Origin of the sequence: Emticicia sp. 21SJ11W-3, from assembly GCF_024138715.1 — a bacterium.
Lineage (GTDB): Bacteria > Bacteroidota > Bacteroidia > Cytophagales > Spirosomataceae > Emticicia > Emticicia fluvialis.
The window spans coordinates 3810663-3836166 of the sequence record NZ_CP092074.1 but is presented as its reverse complement, the minus strand read 5'-3'; the positions used below and the strand labels follow the sequence as shown (position 1 = coordinate 3836166).

The 25504-nt window shown below is 44.2% G+C and carries 19 protein-coding genes; 11 read left to right on the top strand and 8 right to left on the bottom strand.

What is annotated here, in order from left to right; all coding sequences use genetic code 11:
- The first annotated feature begins 12 nt into the window (after positions 1-12).
- From MB380_RS16220 to MB380_RS16200, 5 genes are all read left to right on the top strand, one after another.
- Complete coding sequence (locus MB380_RS16220; protein ID WP_101725806.1) at positions 13-168, top strand: CcoQ/FixQ family Cbb3-type cytochrome c oxidase assembly chaperone; 156 nt, start codon at positions 13-15, stop codon at positions 166-168.
- Between the two features lie 52 nt (positions 169-220).
- Positions 221-1015, top strand: a complete 795-nt coding sequence (locus tag MB380_RS16215; RefSeq protein WP_253527430.1) for a cbb3-type cytochrome c oxidase N-terminal domain-containing protein — start codon at positions 221-223, stop codon at positions 1013-1015.
- A 69-nt stretch (positions 1016-1084) separates the two neighbouring features.
- Complete coding sequence (gene ccoG, locus MB380_RS16210) at positions 1085-2506, top strand: cytochrome c oxidase accessory protein CcoG (RefSeq protein WP_253527427.1); 1422 nt, start codon at positions 1085-1087, stop codon at positions 2504-2506.
- Positions 2507-2693: 187 nt separating this feature from the next.
- Positions 2694-3131 (top strand): FixH family protein, encoded by a 438-nt coding sequence (locus MB380_RS16205; RefSeq protein ID WP_253527375.1) that lies wholly within the window; start codon positions 2694-2696, stop codon positions 3129-3131.
- A 1-nt stretch (position 3132) separates the two neighbouring features.
- Positions 3133-3828, top strand: a complete 696-nt coding sequence (locus MB380_RS16200) for a sulfite exporter TauE/SafE family protein (protein WP_253527372.1) — start codon at positions 3133-3135, stop codon at positions 3826-3828.
- A 5-nt stretch (positions 3829-3833) separates the two neighbouring features.
- Here the strand turns inward: MB380_RS16200 and MB380_RS16195 are convergent, their stop codons facing one another.
- The gene (locus tag MB380_RS16195) at positions 3834-4715 is read right to left on the bottom strand and encodes an AraC family transcriptional regulator (RefSeq protein ID WP_253527369.1); all 882 of its coding nucleotides are present in this window, start codon (positions 4713-4715) and stop codon (positions 3834-3836) included.
- Between the two features lie 212 nt (positions 4716-4927).
- Here MB380_RS16195 and MB380_RS16190 point away from each other — a divergent pair, with 212 nt between their 5' ends.
- The 4 genes from MB380_RS16190 to MB380_RS16175 all read left to right on the top strand — a co-directional run bounded on the left by MB380_RS16190 (position 4928) and on the right by MB380_RS16175 (position 11323).
- Entirely contained in the window at positions 4928-6481 is a 1554-nt protein-coding gene (locus MB380_RS16190; RefSeq protein WP_253535594.1) for a sodium:solute symporter, read from the top strand.
- Positions 6482-6510: 29 nt separating this feature from the next.
- Entirely contained in the window at positions 6511-7476 is a 966-nt protein-coding gene (locus MB380_RS16185; protein WP_253527334.1) for a dihydrodipicolinate synthase family protein, read from the top strand.
- Positions 7477-7637: 161 nt separating this feature from the next.
- Positions 7638-8642 carry an LLM class flavin-dependent oxidoreductase gene (locus MB380_RS16180; RefSeq protein WP_253527331.1) on the top strand — a complete coding sequence of 335 codons (1005 nt, stop codon included), beginning with the start codon at positions 7638-7640 and terminating at the stop codon, positions 8640-8642.
- Positions 8643-8863: 221 nt separating this feature from the next.
- Complete coding sequence (locus MB380_RS16175; RefSeq protein WP_253527328.1) at positions 8864-11323, top strand: AsmA family protein; 2460 nt, start codon at positions 8864-8866, stop codon at positions 11321-11323.
- On the opposite strand, the gene MB380_RS16170 is transcribed toward MB380_RS16175, so the two are convergent.
- From MB380_RS16170 to MB380_RS16145, 6 genes are all read right to left on the bottom strand, one after another.
- The gene (locus MB380_RS16170) at positions 11307-12659 is read right to left on the bottom strand and encodes a DUF3748 domain-containing protein (protein WP_253527308.1); all 1353 of its coding nucleotides are present in this window, start codon (positions 12657-12659) and stop codon (positions 11307-11309) included. The two genes, MB380_RS16175 and MB380_RS16170, sit on opposite strands and share 17 nt — an antisense overlap.
- Positions 12660-12687: 28 nt before the next feature.
- Complete coding sequence (locus MB380_RS16165) at positions 12688-14916, bottom strand: hypothetical protein (protein WP_253527305.1); 2229 nt, start codon at positions 14914-14916, stop codon at positions 12688-12690.
- 44 nt (positions 14917-14960) lie between these two features.
- Positions 14961-16142 (bottom strand): exo-alpha-sialidase, encoded by a 1182-nt coding sequence (locus MB380_RS16160; RefSeq protein WP_253527289.1) that lies wholly within the window; start codon positions 16140-16142, stop codon positions 14961-14963.
- A gap of 167 nt (positions 16143-16309) precedes the next feature.
- The gene (locus MB380_RS16155; RefSeq protein ID WP_253527286.1) at positions 16310-17371 is read right to left on the bottom strand and encodes a polysaccharide deacetylase family protein; all 1062 of its coding nucleotides are present in this window, start codon (positions 17369-17371) and stop codon (positions 16310-16312) included.
- A 16-nt stretch (positions 17372-17387) separates the two neighbouring features.
- Positions 17388-19688 carry a regulator gene (locus MB380_RS16150; RefSeq protein WP_253527283.1) on the bottom strand — a complete coding sequence of 767 codons (2301 nt, stop codon included), beginning with the start codon at positions 19686-19688 and terminating at the stop codon, positions 17388-17390.
- Positions 19689-19766: 78 nt separating this feature from the next.
- Positions 19767-22169, bottom strand: a complete 2403-nt coding sequence (locus tag MB380_RS16145) for a GH92 family glycosyl hydrolase (protein ID WP_253527270.1) — start codon at positions 22167-22169, stop codon at positions 19767-19769.
- 158 nt (positions 22170-22327) lie between these two features.
- Here MB380_RS16145 and MB380_RS16140 point away from each other — a divergent pair, with 158 nt between their 5' ends.
- Positions 22328-23191 carry an alpha/beta hydrolase gene (locus tag MB380_RS16140; protein ID WP_253527261.1) on the top strand — a complete coding sequence of 288 codons (864 nt, stop codon included), beginning with the start codon at positions 22328-22330 and terminating at the stop codon, positions 23189-23191.
- A 128-nt stretch (positions 23192-23319) separates the two neighbouring features.
- Here the strand turns inward: MB380_RS16140 and MB380_RS16135 are convergent, their stop codons facing one another.
- A complete protein-coding gene (locus tag MB380_RS16135) occupies positions 23320-24468 on the bottom strand; it encodes a P1 family peptidase (RefSeq protein ID WP_253527259.1) in 1149 nt (382 codons plus the stop codon).
- Between the two features lie 452 nt (positions 24469-24920).
- On the opposite strand from MB380_RS16135, the gene MB380_RS16130 reads away from it, so the two are divergent.
- The gene (locus MB380_RS16130; protein WP_101725791.1) at positions 24921-25460 is read left to right on the top strand and encodes an RNA polymerase sigma factor; all 540 of its coding nucleotides are present in this window, start codon (positions 24921-24923) and stop codon (positions 25458-25460) included.
- The last annotated feature ends 44 nt before the right edge of the window (positions 25461-25504 follow it).

The following is a 25504-nucleotide window of genomic DNA, read 5'->3' as shown; positions in this document are numbered from 1 at the left end:
TTATTTACGACCATGTTTAAACATTATTTCGAACAAATAGACGGCGTGAGCATCTACCCGGTTTTTTCTCTGCTTGTTTTCTTTTTCTTTTTTCTGGGTCTTGGCTGGTATGTCATAAAACTTGATAAAAAGAAACAAAGCTACATAGAGAAGCTGCCATTAGATTAACCGGCTCAGAGCCAAATATCCAGGTTTAAAGAAAATTAAAATATACTCATTTATGGGAACATTCATTAAATCAGGCGATGAACTCATTCAACTCCTGGTGCTTATTATACTGATTCTTACAGCTATCGTTCTGCTGGTTGTGGTTTTAAATATGTATCGGGTTATCAGCAGGATTATCGCCGAAAAAGAAGGCCGTACTATTGAAACTTTCAGTTTTCAGAAATGGTGGCAAAGAGAGGCTGGCACGGCCATTCCGTTAGAAAAAGAAGAGTCTATTATGCTTGGTCATAACTATGACGGCATTCAGGAGCTCGACAACCACCTGCCACCGTGGTGGGTTAAGTTATTCTATATTACCATTGTGTTTGCCGTTGTGTATTTAGGTTTGTATCATATCTGGAACATCACACCTTTGCAGGAAGAAGAGTATCAGATAGCAATGGATGAGGCCAAGAAAGAGGTAGAACTGTATCAGTCTAAAATGGCTAATACCATTGACGAGAAATCGGTTAAGCTGATGAAAGACGACAAAACCCTTAGCCAGGGTAAACAGATTTTTACCTCAAAATGCGCCGCTTGCCACGGGCAGGCAGGTGAAGGCGGGGTTGGGCCAAACCTTACTGACGAATACTGGCTGCATGGTGGTACTATTAATGATGTTTTTAAAACCGTTAAATACGGTGTACCTGAAAAGGGTATGATTGCCTGGCAGGCAACCATGAAACCCGCAGAGATACAAGAGGTAAGTAACTACATTTTGTCTATACAAGGTACTAATCCGCCTAATGCAAAGGCACCTCAGGGAGAAAAAGCCTCAGCCGGGGCTGATTCAACCGCAACTAAGTAACAAACATTTCGGATGGTGGCTGGCAGTAAAATTCCGGCCGCCATCAGAAAGAAATAAATATCCGGAACAGTGAGCAATTTAGATTTTATAGATGAGGCCTACCGTGACAGCATTGCCACCGTAGACAGTGAGGGGAAGAGAATTTGGGTGTTTCCGAAAAAACCGAGTGGTAAGTATCATAATTACCGGATACTGACAACCATTGTTTTTCTGACGCTGTTTTTTGCGGGCCCATTTGTGAAAATCAACGGACAGCCCCTATTGATGATTAATGTGTTTGAGCGGAAATTTGTGTTGTTCGGCCAGTTGTTTCTGCCACAAGACTCTGTTATTTTTAGCGTGGGTCTGATTACGTTCTTTATTTTTATTACCTTGTTTACGGTAGTTTATGGCCGGTTCTGGTGTGGCTGGGCCTGCCCTCAGACAGTTTTTATGGAAATGGTTTTCCGTAAAATTGAATACTGGATTGAAGGAGACCGCAAACAGCAGCTGGCACTGAGCAAAGCGCCCTGGACAACCGAAAAGATTCTGAAAAAGGGCGCCAAAAGGTTAATATATCTGCTTATATCTATTCTGATAGCCCATACCACTATGGCGTATCTGATAGGTATAGATGCAACGGTTGGCATCATTTCGCAGTCGCCGGCAAATCATTTACCCGGATTTATCGGTCTGGTAGCTTTTACAGCGGTGTTTTATTATGTTTTTGCCAAATTAAGAGAGCAGGTTTGTGTGGCTATTTGCCCTTACGGCCGTTTGCAGGGGGTGTTAATGGGGCGCAATACCATTAATATTATTTATGACTGGGTGCGCGGCGAACCCCGTGGCAAACTGAATAAGCACGAGCCAGCCAACCAGGTAGCAGCGCCTAAAGGAGACTGCATAGATTGCAAATTATGTGTTCAGGTATGCCCAACAGGAATTGATATCAGAAACGGGTCTCAATTGGAGTGTATTAATTGCACCGCCTGTATTGACGTTTGCGATGACGTAATGACCAAGATAAACAAACCCACAGGTTTGATAAAATACGGGTCGGCAGAAAGTGTCGAAAAACGCATTCCATATAAGATGTCGCCACGGGCTTATGCTTATTCGGTAGTTTTATTGTTGCTGGTTGGGGTAGAGGTGTTTCTGCTGATGAGCCGCTCGGTTATTGAAACCACCATTATGCGTGTGCCGGGGCAAATGTATCAGGAACAGGCCAATAACAAAATCAGTAACCTGTATAACGCCCAGATTGTGAATAAAAGTAATGAAGACCTGGTAGTAACCTTAAAAGTGGGCGACAACGCAGGGAACATCAGATTGATAGACGGCAAAAAAAGTATCAGAATAAAAAAAGAAGGCAAGGCTGATGTGGTTTTCTTTCTGGATATGAACAAAGCCGATATTAAAAAAATAAAAACCAGTCTTGAAATTGAAGTTTGGGAAGGAGAAGAAAAACTGGAGACCATCAAGACTAATTTTTTGGGATTCAAAGATAATTGAGTGATTGGGCGAATGAGTGATTGAGTGATTTAAGGTATCCGGAAGAGTTTTGCCAATGTTATTGGTAAATAATCATGAAGGGAATCAAAAAAACATTGAGTCAGTTAAATCGACAGTTCAAAATTTAAGAAATAGGAGCTATAATCGCTCAATTGCTTTAATACATTAGTTCATAAAATAATATACCATGAATTTTGGACATAAAATCGGAATATTCTACGGGTTGTTTGTAGTCTTTATGATTACAATGGTGGTGCTTTGTGTGCAGCAGAAAGATATTTCGCTGGTGAGCAACGACTACTACAAAAAAGAAATTGCGTATCAGGATGAGATTATCAAGCAACGGAATGTGGCGCAGCTGGCGGCCCCTGTAGTGATAAGTTACACTGGCGAAAAACAACAGGTGAGTATCAGTTTTCCTGAAGAGTTGAAAGGGGCAACAGGTACGGTACAGTTCTATCGTCCGTCTGATGCCAAAAAAGATTATTCGCTTGCCCTGAGCATCAATGAAAATACGGTACAGAGCATTCCGGTGAATCAGCTGGCTAAAGGACTTTGGGTTGTAAAGCTGGAATGGCAAAAAGCCGGAAAGGCTTATCTGAAAGAAGAGAAAATAGTTTTATAAGATGTTGTATTCAGCATTGATGATAGGGTTTGCCGGAAGTTTGCACTGCATGGGTATGTGCGGCCCTATTTCCATGCTTTTGCCCGGCGATAAATCCAGACGCGGAAGGTATATTCTGGGCAGGCTCATTTACAATGCCGGACGCATTTTAACCTACAGCCTGCTGGGGCTGCTGGTTGGCTTTGCCGGAGAACAGGTGGCATTGCTGGCCTCACAAAAAACATTATTTGTGGTAGTAGGATGCCTGATATTGCTGGCGTTTATTCTGCCTGCCCGCTGGACCAAATCAATAGACGTATTACCTTATGTAAGCCGTTTCAATAACTTTATCAAGTCTTCACTGTCTGCTTTCTACAAAAGACATTCTTTGTTTTCGCAGTTTATTTTCGGGGTTCTCAATGGCCTGTTACCTTGCGGGCTGGTTTATGCCGCACTGAGTGGGGCTTTTCTGATGAGTGAGGCCTGGGAGAGTGTGCTGTTTATGGCATTGTTCGGGTTGGGTACTCTACCCATGATGCTCGGCTTTGCTTTTTTGGGTAATGGTATCCGTAAATATGTCAGTTTTCAGCCTAAGGCTGTTTATAGATTCTCTTATATTGCACTGGCCGTTTGGCTCATCTTCAAAGGTGTTAATTTATCTTCAAATCACTTAACCGGGCATGACGCACACGGCATTTCGGTTTGCAGAGGTAAATAAGGAAATTACCCGGCTACCTCGCTCTTCAGATACTGCTTTTTATATTCCAGTGGTGTAGTGCCTTTCACTTTTCTGAAATGCCTGTAGAAATTAGAAAGGTTATTAAAGCCGCTGTCAAAGCATATTATCTCAATGCTCAGCTTATTTTCTATTAATGCCCGGCAGGCATGGCTTACTCTTACTTCCGTCAGAAAATCGTTATAAGTTTTGTGGGTCATTAATTTAAAGTATCTGCAAAACGAGGTGGTGCTCAGGTTGGCTATAGCGGCTATGTCTTCCAGGCTGATGTCTTTGGCATAATTGGCCAGTGTATAACTGCATACATTATTAAGCCTGACGGTTTCCATTTCGTTCGACTGGTAAAAGGCATTGGCGGCGGTTATCATCTCCAACTCGTCAGACTCAGTCAGCAATTCAAGAACAGATAACAGAATCACCAGCCTTTGCAAAGGGCCGGCATTAACGGCACCTTCCATCAGGGTTTTCAGGCGCTGTGCTGTATTACCTTTAATAAGCAGGCCTTGCTTGGCTTTTTCGTACAGTTTCCTGATGGCATAAGCTTCATTTAAGTTCAGGAAGTCGCCCCCCAGGCAATCGGGCATAAACTGCATTACTATGGCCTCTACCTGCAAATCTGCATTACCCTGAAAATACTCTTTATTGCAGCGCCAGGTATGGGGCAGATTCTCTCCCAGTAGCAATACCTCGCCCGATGAAAAATTACTTACGTTGTCGCCAATAAACCGAACCCCTTCACCCTTTATTACATAATGAAGCTCAAGTTCGGGATGATAATGCCATATAGAACCGAAGTTAGGTTTTATGTCGTGTCTGATACTGAACGAATGCCCCGTATTGGTGGGTACTTTATGAAAATGTGGTTTCATCGACTAAAAAACTAAATGCTAATATTGTACAATGATTGGGAAAGAGTATATAAAAAACCTGTATTTTTATCTTCTATCTTTGTAAAGTTAAATAAAATATTTGTCAGATTATAAAAAACAGCCATTGGCTTAAAAATCAATGTATGTTTTTATCATAATACTGAAAAGTGTACAAATTAGCCTATTGCATCTTTCAACCCTAACTCATGAATATTTCCAAGCTTCCTGTAATTGACCTGCTTATCATTTTTGGCTATCTGGTCGGAATGGTAGTGATAGGTATTTATTTCTCACGAAAAAACAAAGACGCCGACCAGTTTACCACGGCCTCGGGCAAAATACCGGGCTGGGCCATTGGTCTTTCTATCTATGCCACATTCCTGAGCAGTAATACTTTTCTGGGTGTGCCGGGCAAGGCATTTGGCAGTAACTGGAACTCGTTCGTTTTTAGTCTTTCTATGCCCGTAGCTGCCTGGGTGGCAGCTCGTTTCTTTGTGCCTTTTTACAGAAACACCGGAGAGGTATCAGCCTACACCCATCTTGAAAATCGGTTTGGAGCCTGGGCCAGAACCTACGCCGTTGTCTGTTTCCTGCTTACGCAGCTGGCTCGTATGGGTTCTATTTTCTTTGGCATTGCGCTTAGCTTGCAGGCACTTACCGGTTATTCAATGGAAAGCGTCATGGTAGTGGTGGGTATCTGTATCATTATTTATACCGTAATGGGGGGTATGGAGGCCGTTATCTGGACAGAAGTGGTGCAGGGCATTATAAAGACCATCGGAGCGCTTATTATTCTGGCGCTGATAATTAAAGGTATGCCGGGTGGTGTAAGTAAGATAATTGAAATTGGCCAGGCAGACGGCAAGTTCAGCCTGGGTAGTTTTGCACCTGATTTTACGCAGTCTACTTTCTGGGTTGTATTGTTATATGGATTTTTCATGAACCTTAACAACTTCGGGATGGACCAAAACTATGTGCAACGTTATCATACAACGTCATCTATCAAAGAGGCTACGCGTTCTATCTGGTTGTGTGTGTATCTGTACCTCCCTGTTTCGCTTATATTTTTTGTAATTGGCTCTTGTTTGTATGCATATTATCAGGCCAACCCCGATATGCTTAATCAGGTGCGTATGCAAGTAGCAACCGAACGCCTGCCGGGTGGCAGTGCCGAGGCCATCAAACAGTTAGCGGCTTCATTGTCACCAGCCGATTTCGGCGACAAGGTTATGCCACATTTTATGGTCAACAAAATACCGGCTGGTCTGGTAGGTCTTATTGTGGCGGCCATTATGTCGGCAGCTATGAGTACCATCAGTTCGGGTATGAATGCCTCAGCCACCGTTTTTTCAGTTGATATTTATCAGCGTTACATCAAGTCAGACTTAACCTCTAAGCAGTCGCTCAGGCTGTTATACATTGCCACTACAGTTTTTGGCCTTTTAGGTATGTTTACGGGTGTGGCCATGATAGGCGTCAAAAGCGTGCTTGACATCTGGTGGATGCTATCGGGTATTTTTGCCGGAGGTATGCTGGGGCTTTTCCTGCTGGGTATGATAGCCCGCAAAGCTAAAAATGCAGAAGCAGTAATTGCAACCATTGTTGGTATTCTGGTAATATGCTGGATGACCTTCTCTAAGCAGATACCAGACCAATACGCCGCCTTACGGAGTCCGTTTCATCAGAATATGATTATGATTGTGGGTACACTAAGTATCTTCCTGACTGGCCTGCTTTTAAGCAGGCTAAAAAAAGCAAATGATTAACCTCTCAATTTTGAATAATTTATAACATTATGTTGTCTTCCACCAATACTTTGCCACAGGGTTTTATACCTGTAATGCTAACGCCGTTTACAGATTCAGGAGCTGTTGACTATGATGGGCTGAAAGTCCTGACAGAATATTACATCAATGCCGGTTCGGCCGGTTTGTTTGCCAACTGTTTGTCGAGCGAGATGTATGAGTTGACAGAAGAAGAACGGCTGGCTGTTACAAGCCAGGTTGTAAAACAAGCCGCGGGTGTTATTCCGGTTGTAGCTACCGGCACGCTGGGCGGTACTATTGCCGAGCAGGCCGAATTTGTTAAGAAAATTTATGCCACAGGCGTGCAGGCTGTTATTGTTATTACAAGCCTGATAGCAGAGGCAGACGAATCTGACGAAGTATTTTTGGAGCGCATGGAAGAGCTGATGAGTCTTACCCCTGGTATTCCGTTGGGCTTTTATGAATGCCCTGTACCCTACAAACGCCTGATAAGCGCCGAAATACTGGCCAGATTGCTGCCAACCGGGCGTTTGATTTATCATAAAGATACCTGCCTTGATGCTGTAGAGGTAAAACGCAGAATTGATGCGGGCCAGGGCTATAATTTTGGTTTGTATGATGCCTACATGGTAAATGCCAGGTCTTCTTTGCAGGCTGGTGCGGCCGGACTGTCGTGCATACAGGGTAATATTTTCCCCGAATTGATAGTTTGGTTCTGCAAACATTTTAACGACGAAACCCGCGTTGCAGAGGTAGAAAAAGTACAGCAGTTTTTTAATGACTCTATGGATATAGTGCATTCGGCTTATCCTACAATTGCCAAATACAGCCTGGTAAAAAGAGGCTTTCCGATATCAACCTATACCCGCCGCGATGTTGGTGTGCTGACAGACACCCTGAAAGCTGGTATGGACGACCTGCTGGTTACCATTGATAACCTGCAGAAAGAACTAGGGATAACCCCCGCCTACCTAAATGCAGTGGCTTTAGCTTAGAATTTTTTTTTCTTTAGTAATTGTTTCATACGCAGAATCTCCGGCAAATATCTGTCGGAGATTTTTTTGTTACTATCTTCCGGTATAGCAACTATATGCCTTCTATTGGTAACGAAAGCCGGGTTTATTGTGTTAAGCCTATTAGAAAACAGAATACAATAATGCTAAAATTAGGAATACTTGATCAGTCTATAGTACCCACTGGCAAAACCGCTGTTGATGCTATTGAAGAAACCATAGCCACAGTAAAACTTGCCGAAAAGCTGGGGTATAGCCGCTTTTGGGTGTCAGAACACCATAATTCAACTTTTATTGCCGGCTCTACGCCAGAGATACTGATGGTAAAACTGGCCGATGTAACACAACATATCAGAATAGGGTCGGGGGGTGTAATGCTGCCCAACCACAGCGCACTAAAGGTAGCCGAGAATTTCAGAATGCTTGAAACTCTTTTCCCGGGGCGAATTGACCTGGGTATTGGCCGTGCACCCGGCGGCGACAGAATAACAGCTGCCTTGTTGAATCCGTCTAATGATTTCAGTGAAGAGAGCTATTTAAAACAGCTGGAATACCTGCAAAGGTTTTTTACTGATACCGCCGCCACCAAATATGGCCCTCTGCTGGCTGTTCCGCAGGCGCCAACCATTCCGGCCCAATGGGTGCTTAGCTCAAGCGGGGGCAGTAGTAAAATAGCAGCCCGGTTTGGTATGGGCCTGGCCGTAGCCCGATTCATCAACGGTTTTGCTCAGCCAGATATAGTTGAGGTGTATAAAAAGAACTTTGAGGCGTCGTCGCAGATGGCAAAGCCGCAAGCCTTGCTTTCTATTTCGGTGCTTTGTGGCGAAACCGAAGAGCAGGCACACGATATGCGCAAGTTTATTGATTATGTGCTGGTACAATTTGAACAGGGCAGGTTTGATAACTTTGGCGACGAAAACTATATCAGAAAGTACCAGTTTACACTGGCAGAGCAGGAGCGTATCCATCGTAACCGTGGCAGGGTTATTTCTGGTACTAAAGATGAGGTAAAAGAAAAACTTCTGGCACTTGCCAGCGACTTTGGGGTAGATGAGGTAATTGTTTCTACAATGGCCAACAATACAAGCAGCAGACGCCGCTCTTTTGAATTGCTGGCCGAGGCTTTTGACCTGAAACCCGGCGAATAATTGTAACCGTGCCAGTGGGGGACACCCCTGGCACGGTTGTCGTATGATTAACAATGGCGCGGTAGTAGCATTAAGGTTTACAAAGGTGCGGTTTTATTAGTATTTCATTAAAATTGGAATCTGATTGCGGTTAACTAAAGTTTACTGATTAAATTGTGCCTGATAACATTTTGCTACTACCTGCCTGAAATCGAATGTCGTACGTACAAAAATTACCTATTATGTCCTCTAAATTTTTTCGGGTAGCGTTTATCATTATTGGTGTGCTTGTATTGCTTCTGGCTGGAGTAGGCCTGCTGGCCTATTTAAATCAGGATAAAATTTTTGACCGCCTTAAGTCTGCTGCCAATGAAAAAATAGACGGCACCCTTGAGATACGGAGTTTTAAATTTACTCCGTTCAATAATGGTGTAGGGTTCACTTTCTCGTTAATGGGTGTAAAACTGAGCGACAAAGATTTCGCAAAGCATAATACACCTCTGATTGATGCCGGTACTATCAGCATAACTTTAAAAACCACAGCACTTTTACAAGGGAAGGCAGAAATACATGCCCTTAAGTTTACCAATGGCAGCCTCAATATTTTCAGACGAAAAGACGGCACAACCAATCTTGCTGTTTTTGCAAATCAATCCGGAAACAAACCCAATCAGGATAAGAAAGAAGATAACCGGATGCTGGAGCAGTTGGATGAAATCGTGTTCCGCGATTTCCACGTGCAGTACATTGATTCTCTTCAGGATAAATCTTTTAATGTTGATTTTCATGATTTTGTAAACAAAATTGATTTTGATAAGGGAATCTGGAATGTGAAATCGCGTGGGAATACTTACTTCAAAGGATTGGTTTTTAACAAAGAAAGGGGAGGTTTTCTGACAGACCAGGAAGTGGAACTGAAATTGGATGTTGCTTACATGCAGCAGGAGAAACAACTGGTTATTAATCCGTCGGAGATTGAAACGGCAACCAGAGACAAGATTCAGCTATCGGGTATGTTTGATTTCAGCGAGAGCGCCCGTACTATTCAGCTTGATTTTTCAACCAATAAACTCCGGCTTACCAATGCCAGAAAATTGCTGACAAAGCATTTGTCGAATGTTCTTGAAAAAATAAAAATTGACCCCATCGTAACTGCCGATGTTCACCTGAAAGGCAAACTGGGCGAACGGATACCTAAAGTTGATATTAATTTTGATGCGCGCTCGTTTCAGTATCAGCTGCGTGTAGGTTTGCTCAGAGACTTAAGCACGCAGGGTATTTTTACCAACCATTACGACGAAAAACTGCCTGCAAATGATGATAACACCCGCATTACGGGCAACAATATCAGAGGTATGTTTGAAACCGTACCTCTGGAAGCAAAACTGGTAATTACGAATCTGGATCAGGCTCTTGCCGAAATTGAGTGTACATTGAAGGCTGACCCGGATGCGCTGAATGGCCTGCTGGACCCAGACCGCTACAAAGTAAAGGATGGGCTGGCTGTTATGAAAATGAATTATAAAGGGAATATAAAGACGCTATTTGACGAAAAAAAACGTAAAATTAACGGGCTGTTGTTTGGTAATGTATCATTACAGAATCTGGCAATTACGTATCTTCCCAAGAAAATCAGTATACAGCAAATAAGAGGAGATGTGGCCTTTACCGGCGAAGAAGTTCGGATACCCAACATACAAGTGTTTGACGGCCGCAACAAACTGTTTATTAATGGCGATATCGTGGGGTTGGTTCCTTATCTTTATCTGGATAATTACCCGTTAAAAGCACGGGTAAATATAAATATACCCGACTGGGAGCTTAACTGGCTGAAGGTGCTATTAAACCTGGATAACAACAAACCCAAACGCAGCAGTGATAGTAAATTTACATTGTCTGGTTTTCTTGACAATGCCATTGATAACATAGAGGTTGATGCCACGCTTCAGGCCGGCCGCTTTAAATACAACCGCCTCACGGCCCAAAATCTGAAAGGGAAAGTAACGCTCAGTTCTAATAAAATAAACCTGAACAGCTTTTCTATGAATGCCTTTGGCGGAACGTTTCAGATATCAGGCGATATCAATAATTTACGTGCCAATGGCAGGCCTATGCAATTGAATGTAAACGCAAGTGTAGATAATACAGACGTGAAGTCGGTGTTTTCTTCTTTCAATAATTTTGGGCAATACACCATAACAGACAGAAACCTTCAGGGTAAACTAACCAGCAGGTTTAAATTCAGCGCATTGCTGAAAAACGACGCGTCGCTGGTGTCTAATTCGGTACGAGGTGTTTTGTCTGTTGATTTACGTGATGCCGAAATTATTGATTTTGACCCTTTTCTGAAAATGAAACGCTTGATTTTCAGAAATCGTCAGCTTGAACATGTACAGTTTGCACCTATTGTGCATGAGTTTACCATAAACGGGCAGGAAGTGGAAGTGAAAAAAATGCAGATAGAAAGCAATGTAATTACTTTCTTTATGGACGGCGTTTATAGCCTGGGTAATAAGACCGACCTTAATATACAGATACCGTTCAGTAATCTGCGGAAGCGAGACAGCACCTACCAGTTTCGTGAATATGACCCCAACGTAGGTTCAAACATCTACCTGAAAGCTATTGACGAAAATGGTAAGGTGAATCTCAAACTAATGTTTAAAAGACCAAGAAAGCTGCCTTTTAGAGCTTTCCGGTAAATATCTGTTTTGCGTTACCGATTAATCTGTTAAAGGCAATGGTTTTGCCGTCGTGCGAAATAACCAGATTGGTTGGCGAGGGTACCGATGGTTTGGTAAGCAGTTGGAATCGTTTTTCAAATGATTCGCTGCCGGTGTTACATTTAACAATGCTGCCGTTCCAGACGTAAAAAAGACTCTTGCCAGACGGATGCCAACGCACATAGCCCTCAACGGGGCTGTCATGATGCGTAACCTGTGTCAGGTTTTTACCGTAGGGGTCAATGGTAAATATTTGTAGAATACCCCTGGTGTCTTTAGCAAGAAAAGCCAGCGACTGGCCATCTGGTGCGCTGCGCACAATACCTACGCAACCGGGTTGTGCAGTATTGGCGGTAAATGTCAGTCTTCTCTGCACGGTGCCTTCAGGCGGTGCAGGCATGGCTGTTTCTGTACCTGCCAGCTGGCCTGAGTTCCCTTCTTTCGTAATATCGTCCGGTATGTCCACAATAAAAACTTCATCTACTTTTTTGCCGTTTTTATCAATCACCGAGCCAATAAAAGCACGTGCTATTTGTGGGCTGCCGTCGGGTTTTTTATAGCCGTTTGTGCCTACCCAGCTATCACCTGCCGCATGGCTTATTTCATCAGTGCCGGGTTTGGGTTCCGGTGTTACTTTAACTACCAGCGCACTGAACCATTCGCCAGATACATTATCACCTTTACTATCTTTTTCAACCTTTACCGCACCAATTCGTTTAGAAACACCAATGGTACGCAGGTTATGCTTTTGGCCGGTTGAATCTTCCAGCGCTTTCAGTACGGCATCGTTGTAAGTGTAGCCAATCCACTGGCCGTCGCCGCTCCATTCGTGGCGATGGGTACCGCCACGCAGGGCCCCTTTGGTGTAAGGGGCTGTAATGTCGCGCGCGTCCATAAAAATGGGTTTTCCGGGTTGGTCTGTATTGATAATTACTCCGGTGCGCCGCCATTGCTGATAAGGATTGGCTTCAGTTACGCTCATCAGGCCATGAATAAAAACCACGGCGTTTTCTACAGGCGAGTAGCTTACCGCCCCTGCACCCGGGCCCCATGCCTGATTGTTGGGCAATTGGTAAACAATCTTTTTTTCACCCGTTGAAATATTTACTTTTTCAATGCGGCCGGAAGCCGCAATGCCGCCTTCATCGGTTCGGGTATCGTACACCAGCCATTCGTTATCCGGTGAGAAATTATCGTTGTTGTCTAAATCGTGATGATACGTCAGGTCATTCGTAATTTGTTTCTCTTCCAGATACTCCATAGTTGTGCAAGCTGATAATAATGATACAATAAAGGTCAAAAGTAAATATTTCATTGGGTTTGCTGTTAATTTTTGGTCCGAATTACTTCGTCGTAGCCGGTGCGCTTATTACGCCAAGGTATCTGCCCATCCAGTAAGGTAGTAACCAGATGTCTCCGGCACTATGCTCTGAGGTACCGTTGCCACCACGGCGGTCAAGGTTGAAAGTATTACCATTGTGGCGTTGAATCGGGCCTTCGTCAGGTGGTAGCACTTCTTTAATGGTCTGGTTACGGAAATTAGGCGCTACTTTCTCAATATCCTTACGGTGGCTGTTCATAATTACCCAGTCTATCATATCAAGCGGATACTCTCTTAAATACCAGGCTGCTTCGTTCAGGTCAAAATTCTTAACGCCTGTTAACGCCGTAAAAATATTCCATGCACCTTCTTTTTCAGGACGTTCTGCCTGCCAGTGGTCAAGAATTGCTTTTTTGTAGGCGGCTTTCAGGGTGTCATTTAATGCATAGCGGTATAAACCCCAGTAGCCAACAAAATACATTTCATCGTCTGAGTGATTCCAGCCGTCTGACATGTGCTTGCTATGTTCATCGGCATCTGCGGGCGCTTTACCGATGATGCTCATGGGGCGCATCAGGTTTTCGTAGTACCCGTATTTATTCATCAGCTCAAAAGCCTTTTGTTTATATTTCTCCTTTTTAGTGAAGTGATACGCCGTTTGCAACATAGCTACGATGTTAGATGAATTCAGTTTTCTGTCGCCCACATTTATCGGGAAAGCATTCACATATTCAGGATTCCAGCGGCCCCATTGTGTTGGTTTACCGTTGTAGTCAATCATATACATATTATTTTTGATGATATGGCTCATCATGGTATCTATCAGGGTAATGGCACGTTTTTTAAGAGTCGGCTCTTGAATCAGCTCTGCCATTGCACCATAAGCAAATATATGACCGATGGCCTCATCACTACTGGTAGTTGCTTTCCAGTCCCACTCAGGGTCAGCCGAATGCTGCCAGCGCTCAGGGTCTGATAATTGTTCGATATACCCTCTTCTTTCAAAAGAACGTGACGGGAAACCCGGAATGCCGTTAACGGTAAATAAACGCTCCATGGCATCTAACGACTCCACGCAGTTTTGCAGTGCTTCAGGGTCTTTGGTTACCGCATATCTGAAAACTTCGCCGCCCAGATACATGGATGTCCACAAGCCGTCGTTGTCTGAGTCAGACAGATAACCGGTACTTAAGTTGCCTTTTTGCATATTGCTGAGAGAGGCATTGAAACCATTGCGGATATGGCGGCTGCGCACTTGTTTGTCGAAATAAACGGCTTTATCTTGCAAGGTCATTTTCTTGAAACAAATCTGGCCTAAACCGGCAGTAGTAAGAATAAGAGCCGAGTTTTCTGGGCCTTCAGCAATGTTGGTAACTTCGTTGCCCGGCAACCAGCGTTCGCCGTTGTAGTAATCAAATTTGCCATCGGCACGAGAAGCAAACGCACCATTAACTGTACCAAACCAGAATTTGTCGCCGATAGCCTTCACTGCTGTAATTTCGGTAACCGGCAGTTTCTGATTTTTAGCGCCTGTTTGTTTTTTGGTGGCAGCATCTAAGGTAATAATGCCGTCGGTAGTACCAATGATTACTTTTTTGCCGTCGGTATCGAAAGCCGTAAAGCCTGCGCCATCAAATACTTTGGTTAGCTTGGTGCCCGATAGGGTTGATAAAGATTTTTTACCCAGAATCCAGTAGGTATCGGTACCTGCCTGATAGCGTAGTGCAACTACGTCGTCTCCGGCCAGGTTGCCTTTCCAGATACTTTTAGAATCTTTTACAAGTTGCAGCGACTTGCCGTCTGAAACCAGAAATGCAAAGTCTTTGCCACCTACAAACAATCTGGCACCGCTTAGCTCATGTTTGTTGAACAATTTACCTGCCCAGGCATTGCTTAGTACAGATTTGTCGTCCAGCAACACAAACTGATTCTCATAACTGCCCAAACCTTTCAGGTTTTTGTGGCCGATAGTGCGGTAAGTTTTATCAGCTTCTAATGAGCCAGGATACAGGAATTGACCATCGTGCGGGATAAGGAGGCCTTCAGACGAAAAAATTTTGATAGCTCCGTTTCTGTCGGCGGCTACATCCATCAGTTTTGTATTGGCAGATTTTGCATAAAACTTAATGGCATAGTCTTGCATAAAAGGCTTGTCGGCGTACACGGGCTGTGTTTTGGCTGTGGTTTTTTGTGCAAAGGATGCAAACCCCGCCAAAGCCAAACCAATGAAAACGTAAGATGATAATCTCATAAGAATGTAAGGTAATTGATTAGTATTTTGTGTGAAACGGAAATTTACTTGATTTTCTGTGGGTCTACCACGGCATATTTAATTGATTTTTGTTTGCTTTCCGGATGATACGAATAAGTGAGGTGCAGTAGCCCGTCTTTGGTTTGTATCATAGAAGGGTAAGAGTATCCACCGTCATTCTTTGGGTCGTGGTCTTCCATTTTTATTTTCCATTTCCAGGTTTTGCCTTCATCGTCTGACAGATACAGGCTTAGCTTGTATCGGCCATCATCAATATCGTTTCCTAAAAATGCCCAGCGGCCGTCGTTCAGAACCAGTAGTTCTACGCTGGCTGTGTTGGGTATATCTGTTTTAACAGAGGCCGACCAGCTTTCGCCTTTATCGGTCGACTCGCTGATGTGCACACGTGTGGGGCCGTCGCCGCTGTCGCGCATATAGGCAACCAGATTCCCGTTTTTCTTTTGAACAACGGCAGGTTGTATAGGGCCACGGCCAACCAGTGGTAAGCCCGGGTGCCAGGTTGTGCCGTTGTCGTTAGAGATTGCCATCATTGACATATTGTAACCGTCTGAATACAAAGGCAGTACAATGCGTCCGCCGGGCATTAACAATGGTTTAATGCGGGTCATCCAGCCTATGCTGCGTTTGGTGGCATCAGTAGCGGCTTTAATGATCATGTCGTCATATTTTGGGGCATAACCGGCCCAGCCTGCGTGGGTTTCAGGCATGTTTTTGAAACGGCTGGCCACTTCTTTGGCAAAGTCGTCGCCGGGTTTCAGCAGAATGTTATCCTGCCAGTTCCAGACCGGAGCACCGGGTTTGCTGTAATCGGTAGAGGTTCTGACTCTCAGAATGGATTGTTCCCACTGATTGGCCTGCACGGCTATCCATACCAGAAAAAGTTTGTTTTCCTGATTAAGAAAAACAACCGGGTTGCAGTCGGGTATGTTGGGGGTATCGGCCATCAGAAAAGGTTCGCTCCAGGTTTTTTCACCTTTGCGTAATCTGGCTCCCATAATTTTTACGTCGTCGGCTGTGCGTTCTCCACTTCCCTGAAACCAAACTGCCAGAAAGTCGCCGTTAGGCAGGCTTACAATGCTGCTGCCATGCACGTGCTGTGGTTGTACAGGAAATATAATACCCGCATGCAATATGGCTGGATGCTGTGCGATAGCCTGCCAGCTGCTGATAGATAATAATAAAAGTAATGTTAGTGTTTTTTTCATTAAGGCGTTATCAGTTTTTTTATTGGTAGAGACGCATTGCAATGCGTCTTATCGTAGAATTGGGGTATCAACTAATGTGATTTGCAATTCAAATGGCTGAATAATGATTTTATTGTTCGCATCTGCCCCTGAAGCCGCATGCAATGCGGCTCTACGTGTTTGCTGTGTTATTTTACCTTCTTACGTCTCTCAGCCAACTCGCGGAAGGTAGTCAGAATAATGCCTTCTTTTTCAATGTAGGCTTTTAGTTCCGGGTTCATCATTGATAGCATATCGGCATATCGTGAGCCGCCTGAACCGCTGATGTACTGAAATGCGTCTGTTATATCGCTGCTATGTACAATCAGCATGGCTACGCCGGGCTGCATGTTTTTCAGGGTTTCTATAAATTTCTGAGCTTTATATTTGCCCCATGCTTCGGCAGTTATGTTGCTGCCTTCCGGTTTCCAGTCCCCACTAATGGTGTGCAGGTCGTCAAGTACAGGTAAACCGGCTTTCCATATCATTTCACCAACGGCTTTGGTTTGTTTTACAAGCGCCGGTACTGGTAACTGCATGCCTTCTTTCCATTGCCCTTTGGCTTTCAGGTTTTTTATGACCGGGGCGTTGAGGCATTCAATGAGTAGTTTGTTATTGCCACCCGGGAACATAACCGGAATGCCGTTTTCAATACCTACTTTAATGTATCTTTCCAGAAACGGCTGATGCGCAAAGAGAGTACCCATGTGCGAGTCTAGGTGTGTTGGCTTTAAGCCTATTTTGTGGGCACGCGCCAGCTGCGCTCTGATTTCTTTTTCTACCTCATCGGCCGAAGCATTTTTTACCACCTGCTCAACTGTATGCCACATGCAGGCTTCTTCGTCTACAAGGCCGGGTGCGTGTTCGAAACCGGCAACCGGAGCCCAGCGGTAGTCTTTCCATTCAGAGGTAAGGGTTAGGTGCAAGCCTGCATCGAGGTTCGGGTTTTTCTTCTGAATATAGTTTTTAATGAAGCTGGGCGCCCAGGGGCAGGGCATCATAATGCTGCATGAAGTTGCCACGCCCTGTTCAATTGATTTAATAGCGCCCTGGTTAGATGAGTACGACATACCGCAGTCGTCCACATGGAAAATCACAACTTTTTTACCTTTCGGGAAACCCAGTTTTTCGGCGTATGTTTCCTGTGCCTGTGCAAAAGCTGCAGAGGCTAAAAACAGGCCTGTCAGGAGGGTTGATTTGAGCTTTATCATTTATATGGTAATTTATTTATTGAATCATGTTAGTGTACCGGCCCATCCAGTAGGGTAGTAGCCAGAAAACGGGTTCTCTTTCCACTTGAGGGTCTCCGCCACGGGCATCAAAAGGGTTTTTGTCCCACCGGACGGTTTTTCTGATACTGGCAGGGGGTAATTCAGAAACCTGCAGTTCATCAAGCACTATGTTTCTTACCAGTTGTATGTCTTCCCGTTTGGTGTGGTCAATGTGCCAGTCTACCAAATCAAGCGGAGTATCTTTCAGGAAATCAACCGAATTGGTTACTTCTTGTTTTTTGCCTCTTGAATAACAGTAAATAAAGTTAATAAGCGGATTATGGTCTACCTTACGGGTCTCAAACCAATGGTCAATATGTTTTTCATAAAAAGCCAGCCGCTCAGGGTCGGTTTCGCATTTTAAAAGTATGGGGTAAAGATATGCCTGAAGGATGGCGTCAAAATAGATAAACCATGCTCTGTTCTGGTTGGGTACCTGCGCCATGTTGTCGAGGTAATGCTCTTCATTAATCAGCCTCAGGTATTGTTGCTGATACTTTTCATTGTTGGTAATATGATGCGCAAATTTAAGAAAAGCCAGCATCTCCATCGAATTCTGGTTTCTGTCGGGTGCCCATTCAGGGTCACGGTTTAGTTGATCCGGCGACCAGACCGACCAGCGGGTTGGTTTGCCATCTATGTCAATAAAGTTAAAATTATGCTTGATAAGATAGTCTACAATGCGTGATACGTGCTGCCGGACGATGGCTTTTTCGACCTCGTCGGCCACTAATTCATAGTAGAAAAAGTAACCAAACATGTGCCCGCACATTTCGTCGCTGCTGGTGTCGCCTTTCCAGAGCCATTTCCCATCTTTTGATTTGCGCCAGCGCACTTGAACGGGTTTAAAGCGAGGTTCTTTTACCAGTTCGTCTGCCAGTTGGCGCGGTGTAAAAGTACGGTTGCCGTCATGCAATGTACTCCAGCTGGCCGGAACAACGGTACGTGCAAAAAAACCTTCGGTATCTGTTACTTCCTGTAGCAGTTTCAGGAAACCAAAGGCCTTGCGGGCGTTTTCTTTTGCTTCCAGACTTTTGGTAACGGCATACCTGAAAGATTCCATGGCTAAATAATTGCCTGTGTATTCGCCATCATTGTCATCATCTTCCGGTTGCCATGAGGTGGTGTCTCCGGGTATGCGCAGATGCGCCTGCCCGGCTATCCAGGGGACACGGATGTGGCGTTTCATAAGCACATCCATAAAGTAATCGTTTTTCTGCGCCAATGTCATTTGTCGGCGTTTAATGGCGCTTACCCCTTTTGCAGTAGCTACCCAGGCGTTGCCTTGGGCATCAAAAGCAATGTCATTCACATGGTCATCCAGCAACCATCTGCGACTGAAAAGCATTGAATATGAACTGTCGGGCGTTGAGGTATGTGGCTGATAACGAACCAGGCCTTGTTCTGTACCCACCCACAAAGTGCCATTAGGCGCTGTATCTACACAGGTAACAAATACGGTAGGTAAGCCTTGTTTCGGAGTTATTTCTCTGATTTTTTTATCAGCCTGAATAATACTCACTCCGCCTAAACCTCCTGCCCATAGGTGCTGATTGCTATCAATGGCTATACCTTTGATGTAGCCACTGATGACATCTTCTTTATTGCGGAAGACCCTTGTTTCGTGGTTGTTAGTATGGTATAAGCCCACATCGCTGGCAATCCACAAACCGCCTTTATTGTCTGAAATAACGTCTCTTACAGAACGCGGAAGCTGATAGCCTTCTTTATCGGATTGTGGTTTTTTAAATGCCTGTCCGTCAAATAGCCAGATGCCATGTGGCCCTAAGGCATAAACGCCTTCTTTGGCTATACAAATAGCAGAAACGGGAGCGTTTACTCCTTGCAGTTTTTCGAGTTGGTTATTTTTAAAGCGATATATGCCATTCCAGGTGCCTATCCATACTGTGCCTTCGTCATCTACTTCCACCGCAAAAGCAGGGCCTTTGTCAGTTGCGTTTTGAATGGATGCCCAGTTCGATTCATTGGCTTTTTTCATAAAAATGCCTGAGGCTGTGGCTACCCAAACATTATTTGCTTTGTCGATAACTATGCTTCTTACGTTATTTTCTTCGGTATTTTCACTGATAGGATATGCCTCGTGGTATTCTTGCCAGAAAGGAGCGTCTTTATAAGTAGCGGCAGATTCGTGCTGTTCAGTAGATTTGCAGGCATACATAAAAAAGGTGATGGTTAATCCCAAAAAAGAGAAAAACCATAGTTTTTTGTATGTGCTGAACAATCCTCTGGTTGTCATGTGCTTGTCTACTTTATAAGTAATGTAAATACTTTCAATTTTTATTCACTAATTCATCATTCACTCATTCGCCATTCATTATTTCGTCAACGAATATGGCACGGCGTCTTTCCCAACTCCCCAGCTTTTGTTAGGTGTTGCGCCCATTTCAAAAACCAGTTCTCCGCCTGCTGTAATTTCAGACTGGTCAATAAAGCAACGGTTGAAAGGTTTGCCATTTAGTGTGGCCGATTGTATGTATTTATTGTTAGTGCTATTGTTATTGGCCTTAATGGTAAACTTCTTGTTATCTTTTACATTGATTTCAACGGCATCAAACAAGGGGCTACCAATGGCATACTGGCTGCTGCCCGGTGTAACCGGATAAATACCCATACTGCTGAGTACATACCAGGACGACAACGAGCCCATGTCTTCATTACCACTTAAACCACCCGGGCCGGTGCGATAAAATTTCTGCATGATTTCACGCGTTCTGGCCTGTGTTTTCCAGGGTGCAGAGGCGTAATTATATAAGTAAGCCACATGGTGCGACGGCTGATTGCCATGCACATACTGGCCGATGGTACCCACTACACCCACATATTTTGGTTCGCTGATGGATGCATCCATTTCAAAAAAGGTATCCAATCGTTTATTAAAGGCTTCATTGCCGCCCATCAGGTTAATCAGCCCTTTTACATCATGTTGTACCGACCAGAGGTACTGCCAGGCATTAGATTCAGTATAATGGCGGTTGGGGCGGCGGCCTACCAGTAGTGGGTCAAAATATTTATAATAACTGTGTTCTCCTACGGTTACTATTTCTTGTTCATTAGTGCCTTTTTCTGGCAGCCAAGAGCCGTTTTTCAGACGCGGGCGCATGAATAGCGTGGTGGTATCATATACATTGCGGTAGTTCTGGGCACGTTTGTAAAACAAGGCTGCATCTTCTTTTTTACCCAGGGCATCAGCCAGTTGGGCAATACACCAATCGTTGTAGGCCAGTTCAAGCGTATTCGGTACTGATTCTGTTACTACGTCGCATGGAGCATAGCCCAAACTCATGTATTGTGCCAGACCTGAGCGGCCATTAGAGGCAGGCAATGGAGCCGGTGGGGCTTCAAGCGCCTTTTTACGCATGGCATTGTAAAGCCCTTCAATATCCCAGTCGCGGTATCCTTTTTTATAAGCATCAACAATAACCGGTACCAGGTGGTCGCCTACCATGCCTTGCCCGAAAACGTTTCTGAAATGCTGGGCCGGTAACCAGCCATATTCAGTTGTTTTGGCTGCTATTGATTTCACGAGGTCGTTTACGTGGTCAGGCGCAATAATGGTAAGTAAAGGATGCTGGCTGCGGTAAGTGTCCCAGCACGAGAAATTCGGGTAGAAGTCGTAACCTTTGGCAGTATGCACCTTTTTGTCCATTCCCATATATTGTCCGTCGGCATCCTGCCCGGTATATTGCGCCAGCAAGCTACGGTAAACTGCTGTATAAAATACCTGTTTTTTGGCGGCGTCAGTAGTTGTTACCGATACCTTTTTCAGTTCGTTGTTCCAGGCCTGGTACGCATTTTCTTTCACCTGGTTGAAATCCCAGTGAGGCAATTCGGTTTGCAGGTTATTGCGCGCGCCTTCAAGGCTCACAAATGAAATACCCACTTTTACCAGTATCTGCTCAGCTTCTTTGGTAGCATAGCTCACAAAAACCCCAACATTGCGGCCTTTTTCTTCATTTTTGTATGGCCAGAAACCCTCTGACGACTCAGGCGTGTTGTAGTCAGCATCCCAGGTGCCGTAATAATCAAAAGGCCGGCTGAATTGAGCCACAAAATAGACCATTGTACCGTTGGCATCTTTATAACCTTCAATGGTGCTGTCGCTTACTATTTTTAGGGCAGATAAACCACTTTTATCATCGTTGCCTATTTCATGGCCCAGGTCCAGCAATATGTTGGAGCGCCTGGCTTTCGGGAAAGTATAACGGTGCATGCCTACATGCTTGGTGGTAGTTAGTTCTGCTTTGATGTTCTCATCTTTCAGCACCACGCTATAATAGCCCGGCACGGCTTTTTCGTCATCCTTATTATATCTTGACCTGTAGCCTGCATCGGGGTTTTCTTTGGTTCCGGGGCTGGTTTGTATTTTGTCTTTAACGGTGGGCATCAGCAGGATATCTCCGCCGGAGTTCATGCCCACACCGCTGAAATGCGTATGGCTGAAACCAACAATAGAGCTGTCAGAATAACTGAATCCGCTGCTGTAGGTCCAGCCCTGGGTATCGTGGTCGGGGCTTAGCTGTACCATTCCGTAAGGCACAACTGCACCGGGGAAAGTATGCCCGAAATAATCGGTGCCAATGAACGGGTCAACCATGTCGGCGGGTTCTTCTTTGCGCGCACATGATTGGGTAACCCAAATCAAAATCAGGCCTAATGCAAAAAGGTTAAATCGGAATTGGCGGTTTGGGGTTGAATATTTATATAGACACTTGTTCATACTTTCAGCAGGGCTCAGATTGGTTATGATGTACAGTGTAAGTACTTCAATACTGTGTTTCAAGACTATTGCCTGAAGAAAAAAAACAATAATCAGGGCTTTTTTGAGTTGGTACAAAACATACCTTATAGCGTATTAATAATCAGAACTGTAAAGAAATGAAAACCATGCCTTTGTTATTAGCTTTTTTGTGTCTGGTAAGTGTGGCTCCGGTGCAAGCCGGAAGCAAAAGCCATTCAGCACAGGATTCCACCTATAAGCAATATGTGGATCTGCGTTACGGCCCAGCAGAAGGAACCGCAAACCTGTTGGATCTGTATCTGCCCAAAAATAATTCAATAACCACAAAACTGATTGTTTATGTGCACGGTGGCTCCTGGAAATGGGGCAGTAAAAACGATTTCCCGAAGTTGCTTGTCGGCACACTTACCGCCAAAGGCTATGGAGTAGTGGCTTTAAATTACAGATTGTTAAAAGAGGGGAGTAACCGTTTCCCTGCGCAAATGGAAGATTTAACTAACGCATTTGCTTTTCTTACCGCTAAAGCTGGCCAATATGGGTTTAATGGCCGTGAGTTTGCTTTGCTGGGTGTAAGCGCAGGGGCGCATTTATCATTATTATATACCTATAAGCACGACAAAGACAGGCAGATTAAAACCGTTATTGATATAGTTGGCCCGACCGACCTGACGGATGCGGATTTAAGGAAGGGCAAGAACAGCGGAGATATAATAACCCAGTTTTTAGGTAATGCCAACCCCGATGCTCCTGTGGCCGTTGAGGCAAGTCCGATTCTTCAAATAAATAAAGATAATGCTGTGCCTTTAATTATTTTTCATGGCGAAAGCGATGAACTGGTGCCGGTGCAACAGGCAAAAGCTTTGCACAAAAAATACCAGGATTTAGGATTGCGTTCGCAGTTGGAACTATATCCGAATGAAACGCATGAAATGCGGAAAAGCCTTTTTGATGTTTATACGAAGCTGACTGTTTGGCTGCAGCGTGTTTTTCCTGCCGGGTAAACTATATTATTAACAATGAAACTCCGAGTTTTAACGCTGAGCAACTCAGTGGTAAAAAACTTGATTAGAACCTTTTCCCGGAGAATCACTGAGTTTTGCACGGAGTTTCACCGGGTGACTAAGTTGAATTACTCTTTTAACCGATTATATTTTTTCATCGCTGCCTTTAGCTTGTCATGCGGAATGGCGAAGTATTTGTTTCCGTTGATTCCCTCCATGTCTTCGGCTGCTATCAGGGCATTGATGATGGCCTCTTCTGTGGCCTCAACGGTAGCTTTAAAAAGTGGGTCCAGATGTCCTTTCGGAATCACCCTCCATTGTTCTTCCGTATTATCCTTATTATATATAGGCGAAGCCGTTGAAAAAGCAAGGAAAATTTCACCTGAACCGTGGTGCGAGTAAGTGCCTGTACGGGCTATGCCGTGTGTTACCCGTTTGGCCAGTAATTTAAGCTGGCCGGCCAGCAAAGGCGCATCAGTGGCCACTATGGCAATAATAGAACCATCCTTTCTTTTGTCGCGGTTGAGTATGGGCATAAAATCCTGTATTTCTTTACCTACAGGTACACCCGCCACGGTCAGTTCGTCTCTTCTACCAAAGTTGGCCTGTACAAAAACTCCCAGGGTGTATTGTCTGGATGCAATCGTAAAAACCCTTGATGCCGTTCCGCTGCCCCCTTTAAAACTGTAAAGCGCCATGCCGGTGCCGCCACCCACGTTGCCTTCTGCCAGGCTGCCTGTTTTGGCGTTGTCGAGGGCCTCCCAGACGTGTTCTTTTTTTACGTGCAGGCCGTTGATGTCGTTCAGTATACCATCATACGTTTCACCCACTACGGGTAGCCCAAAAGAATAGTCAACAAAATCTCCTTTCGAAAATCTTTTAAAGCACCATTCGCCTATGGCGTCTTTCACAATACCCACACTGTTGGTGTTGGTAATGCCGATAGGGCCATAACCCAGGCCGAAGTCGTCAATAGAGGGCAGGCCGGTAAGTTCGCCATCGCCATTCAAAGAAAACCATGCAGCAGGATAACCCGCATCTGTTTTACCTTTGGGTAGTATTACGGTTACTCCGGTACGAACAGGCCCTTTCCCTGTTTGCAGTTCGCCTTTTCCGGTTATAAGTGTTTTGTAGCCTACTTCTACGCCTGGTACGTCGGTAATGGCATTAAAGGCACCCGGGTTACCATTAAATGGTATGCCTAACTGGCGGGCACGGGGTTTCTGTGCTGCAATGGGCAGGCTTAATAAAATAAAGGCAAAAAGTAGTTTACTCATCGGGGTTAATGTTTAGCGGCAATAAAGATAGCAGAAATGTTGAGGCTCTGAAAAAAAACGCAAATTGAGGATGTGCGACGACGCAATTTTATAAAACTGTTAATAAAATATACCCCAATTTTAGCGTAAAGTTAATAAATAGAGGCCTTGCGCTTTTTGAGGATTATTTTACGTAATATGCGAATATAATGTTACAAAATCCTTGTACATTTATTTCATAATTATTCAGCCATACAATTTCAGAATGTCTCAGCAGCTTTTGAACTGCCGGTTCAGGAGTCAGAATAAGAATTAATCAACAATTTTTTTGCTTGTATTTTAAAATTTTGCGTTAGCACGGAGCAGCAAAAATACGGCTTTTTCTGATTGGTATTATTGGACGAATAATTTGCATTTATTAATGTTTCTTTTTTTACCTGAAATTACAATCTATCCTAACTTTAGCTAACATTATGGAAGCACTCGATCACATAATTATGAAAGTCGCGGCCGGAGACAGCAAGGCTTTTACTAAATTATATAATCACTATAAAGAGCCGGGTATCCGGTTTTCTATGGCCATTATAAAAGATGAGGAAGAGGCAGAAAATATGTTACACGAAGTTTTTATCAAGATTTGGAACCGCCGTGAGCAGATTAATCCGGAGCTGAACTTCAACTCTTACATTTTCACCTGCCTGCGAAACATGGCTTTTGACTACCTTAAAAAAATGGAGCGCAACCAGTTGCTTCAGCATCAGTATATGCAAATGATGGCCGATGACCACGGGAGCGATACTGACGCCGAAGAGGCCAAGATAGTTTTGCTCCGCAATGCAATGAACAGCCTTCCCGCTAAACGAAAGATGATTCTGAAGCTGAACGTAGAAGACGGTAAATCTTATCAGGAGATTGCTGAAATGATGCGTATATCAAAAAACACAGTTAAAAATCAGCTTGTGAAAGCCAAACAGTTTTTGCGCGGTAGCATTGATATGACATTGGCACTTTAGTATATCCACCTTCTTCATAATTAAAAATTTAATAATTTAAACAG

What these genes read in the sequence shown, in the direction of transcription:
- MB380_RS16220 (WP_101725806.1), top strand. Translation starts at nt 13, where the DNA reads ATGTTTAAACATTATTTCGAACAAATAGACGGCGTGAGCATCTACCCG.
- MB380_RS16215 (WP_253527430.1), top strand. Translation starts at nt 221, where the DNA reads ATGGGAACATTCATTAAATCAGGCGATGAACTCATTCAACTCCTGGTG.
- MB380_RS16205 (WP_253527375.1), top strand. Translation starts at nt 2,694, where the DNA reads ATGAATTTTGGACATAAAATCGGAATATTCTACGGGTTGTTTGTAGTC.
- MB380_RS16200 (WP_253527372.1), top strand. Translation starts at nt 3,133, where the DNA reads ATGTTGTATTCAGCATTGATGATAGGGTTTGCCGGAAGTTTGCACTGC.
- MB380_RS16195 (WP_253527369.1), bottom strand. Translation starts at nt 4,715, where the DNA reads ATGAAACCACATTTTCATAAAGTACCCACCAATACGGGGCATTCGTTC.
- MB380_RS16185 (WP_253527334.1), top strand. Translation starts at nt 6,511, where the DNA reads ATGTTGTCTTCCACCAATACTTTGCCACAGGGTTTTATACCTGTAATG.
- MB380_RS16180 (WP_253527331.1), top strand. Translation starts at nt 7,638, where the DNA reads ATGCTAAAATTAGGAATACTTGATCAGTCTATAGTACCCACTGGCAAA.
- MB380_RS16175 (WP_253527328.1), top strand. Translation starts at nt 8,864, where the DNA reads ATGTCCTCTAAATTTTTTCGGGTAGCGTTTATCATTATTGGTGTGCTT.
- MB380_RS16170 (WP_253527308.1), bottom strand. Translation starts at nt 12,659, where the DNA reads ATGAAATATTTACTTTTGACCTTTATTGTATCATTATTATCAGCTTGC.
- MB380_RS16165 (WP_253527305.1), bottom strand. Translation starts at nt 14,916, where the DNA reads ATGAGATTATCATCTTACGTTTTCATTGGTTTGGCTTTGGCGGGGTTT.
- MB380_RS16160 (WP_253527289.1), bottom strand. Translation starts at nt 16,142, where the DNA reads ATGAAAAAAACACTAACATTACTTTTATTATTATCTATCAGCAGCTGG.
- MB380_RS16155 (WP_253527286.1), bottom strand. Translation starts at nt 17,371, where the DNA reads ATGATAAAGCTCAAATCAACCCTCCTGACAGGCCTGTTTTTAGCCTCT.
- MB380_RS16150 (WP_253527283.1), bottom strand. Translation starts at nt 19,688, where the DNA reads ATGACAACCAGAGGATTGTTCAGCACATACAAAAAACTATGGTTTTTC.
- MB380_RS16145 (WP_253527270.1), bottom strand. Translation starts at nt 22,169, where the DNA reads ATGAACAAGTGTCTATATAAATATTCAACCCCAAACCGCCAATTCCGA.
- MB380_RS16140 (WP_253527261.1), top strand. Translation starts at nt 22,328, where the DNA reads ATGAAAACCATGCCTTTGTTATTAGCTTTTTTGTGTCTGGTAAGTGTG.
- MB380_RS16135 (WP_253527259.1), bottom strand. Translation starts at nt 24,468, where the DNA reads ATGAGTAAACTACTTTTTGCCTTTATTTTATTAAGCCTGCCCATTGCA.
- MB380_RS16130 (WP_101725791.1), top strand. Translation starts at nt 24,921, where the DNA reads ATGGAAGCACTCGATCACATAATTATGAAAGTCGCGGCCGGAGACAGC.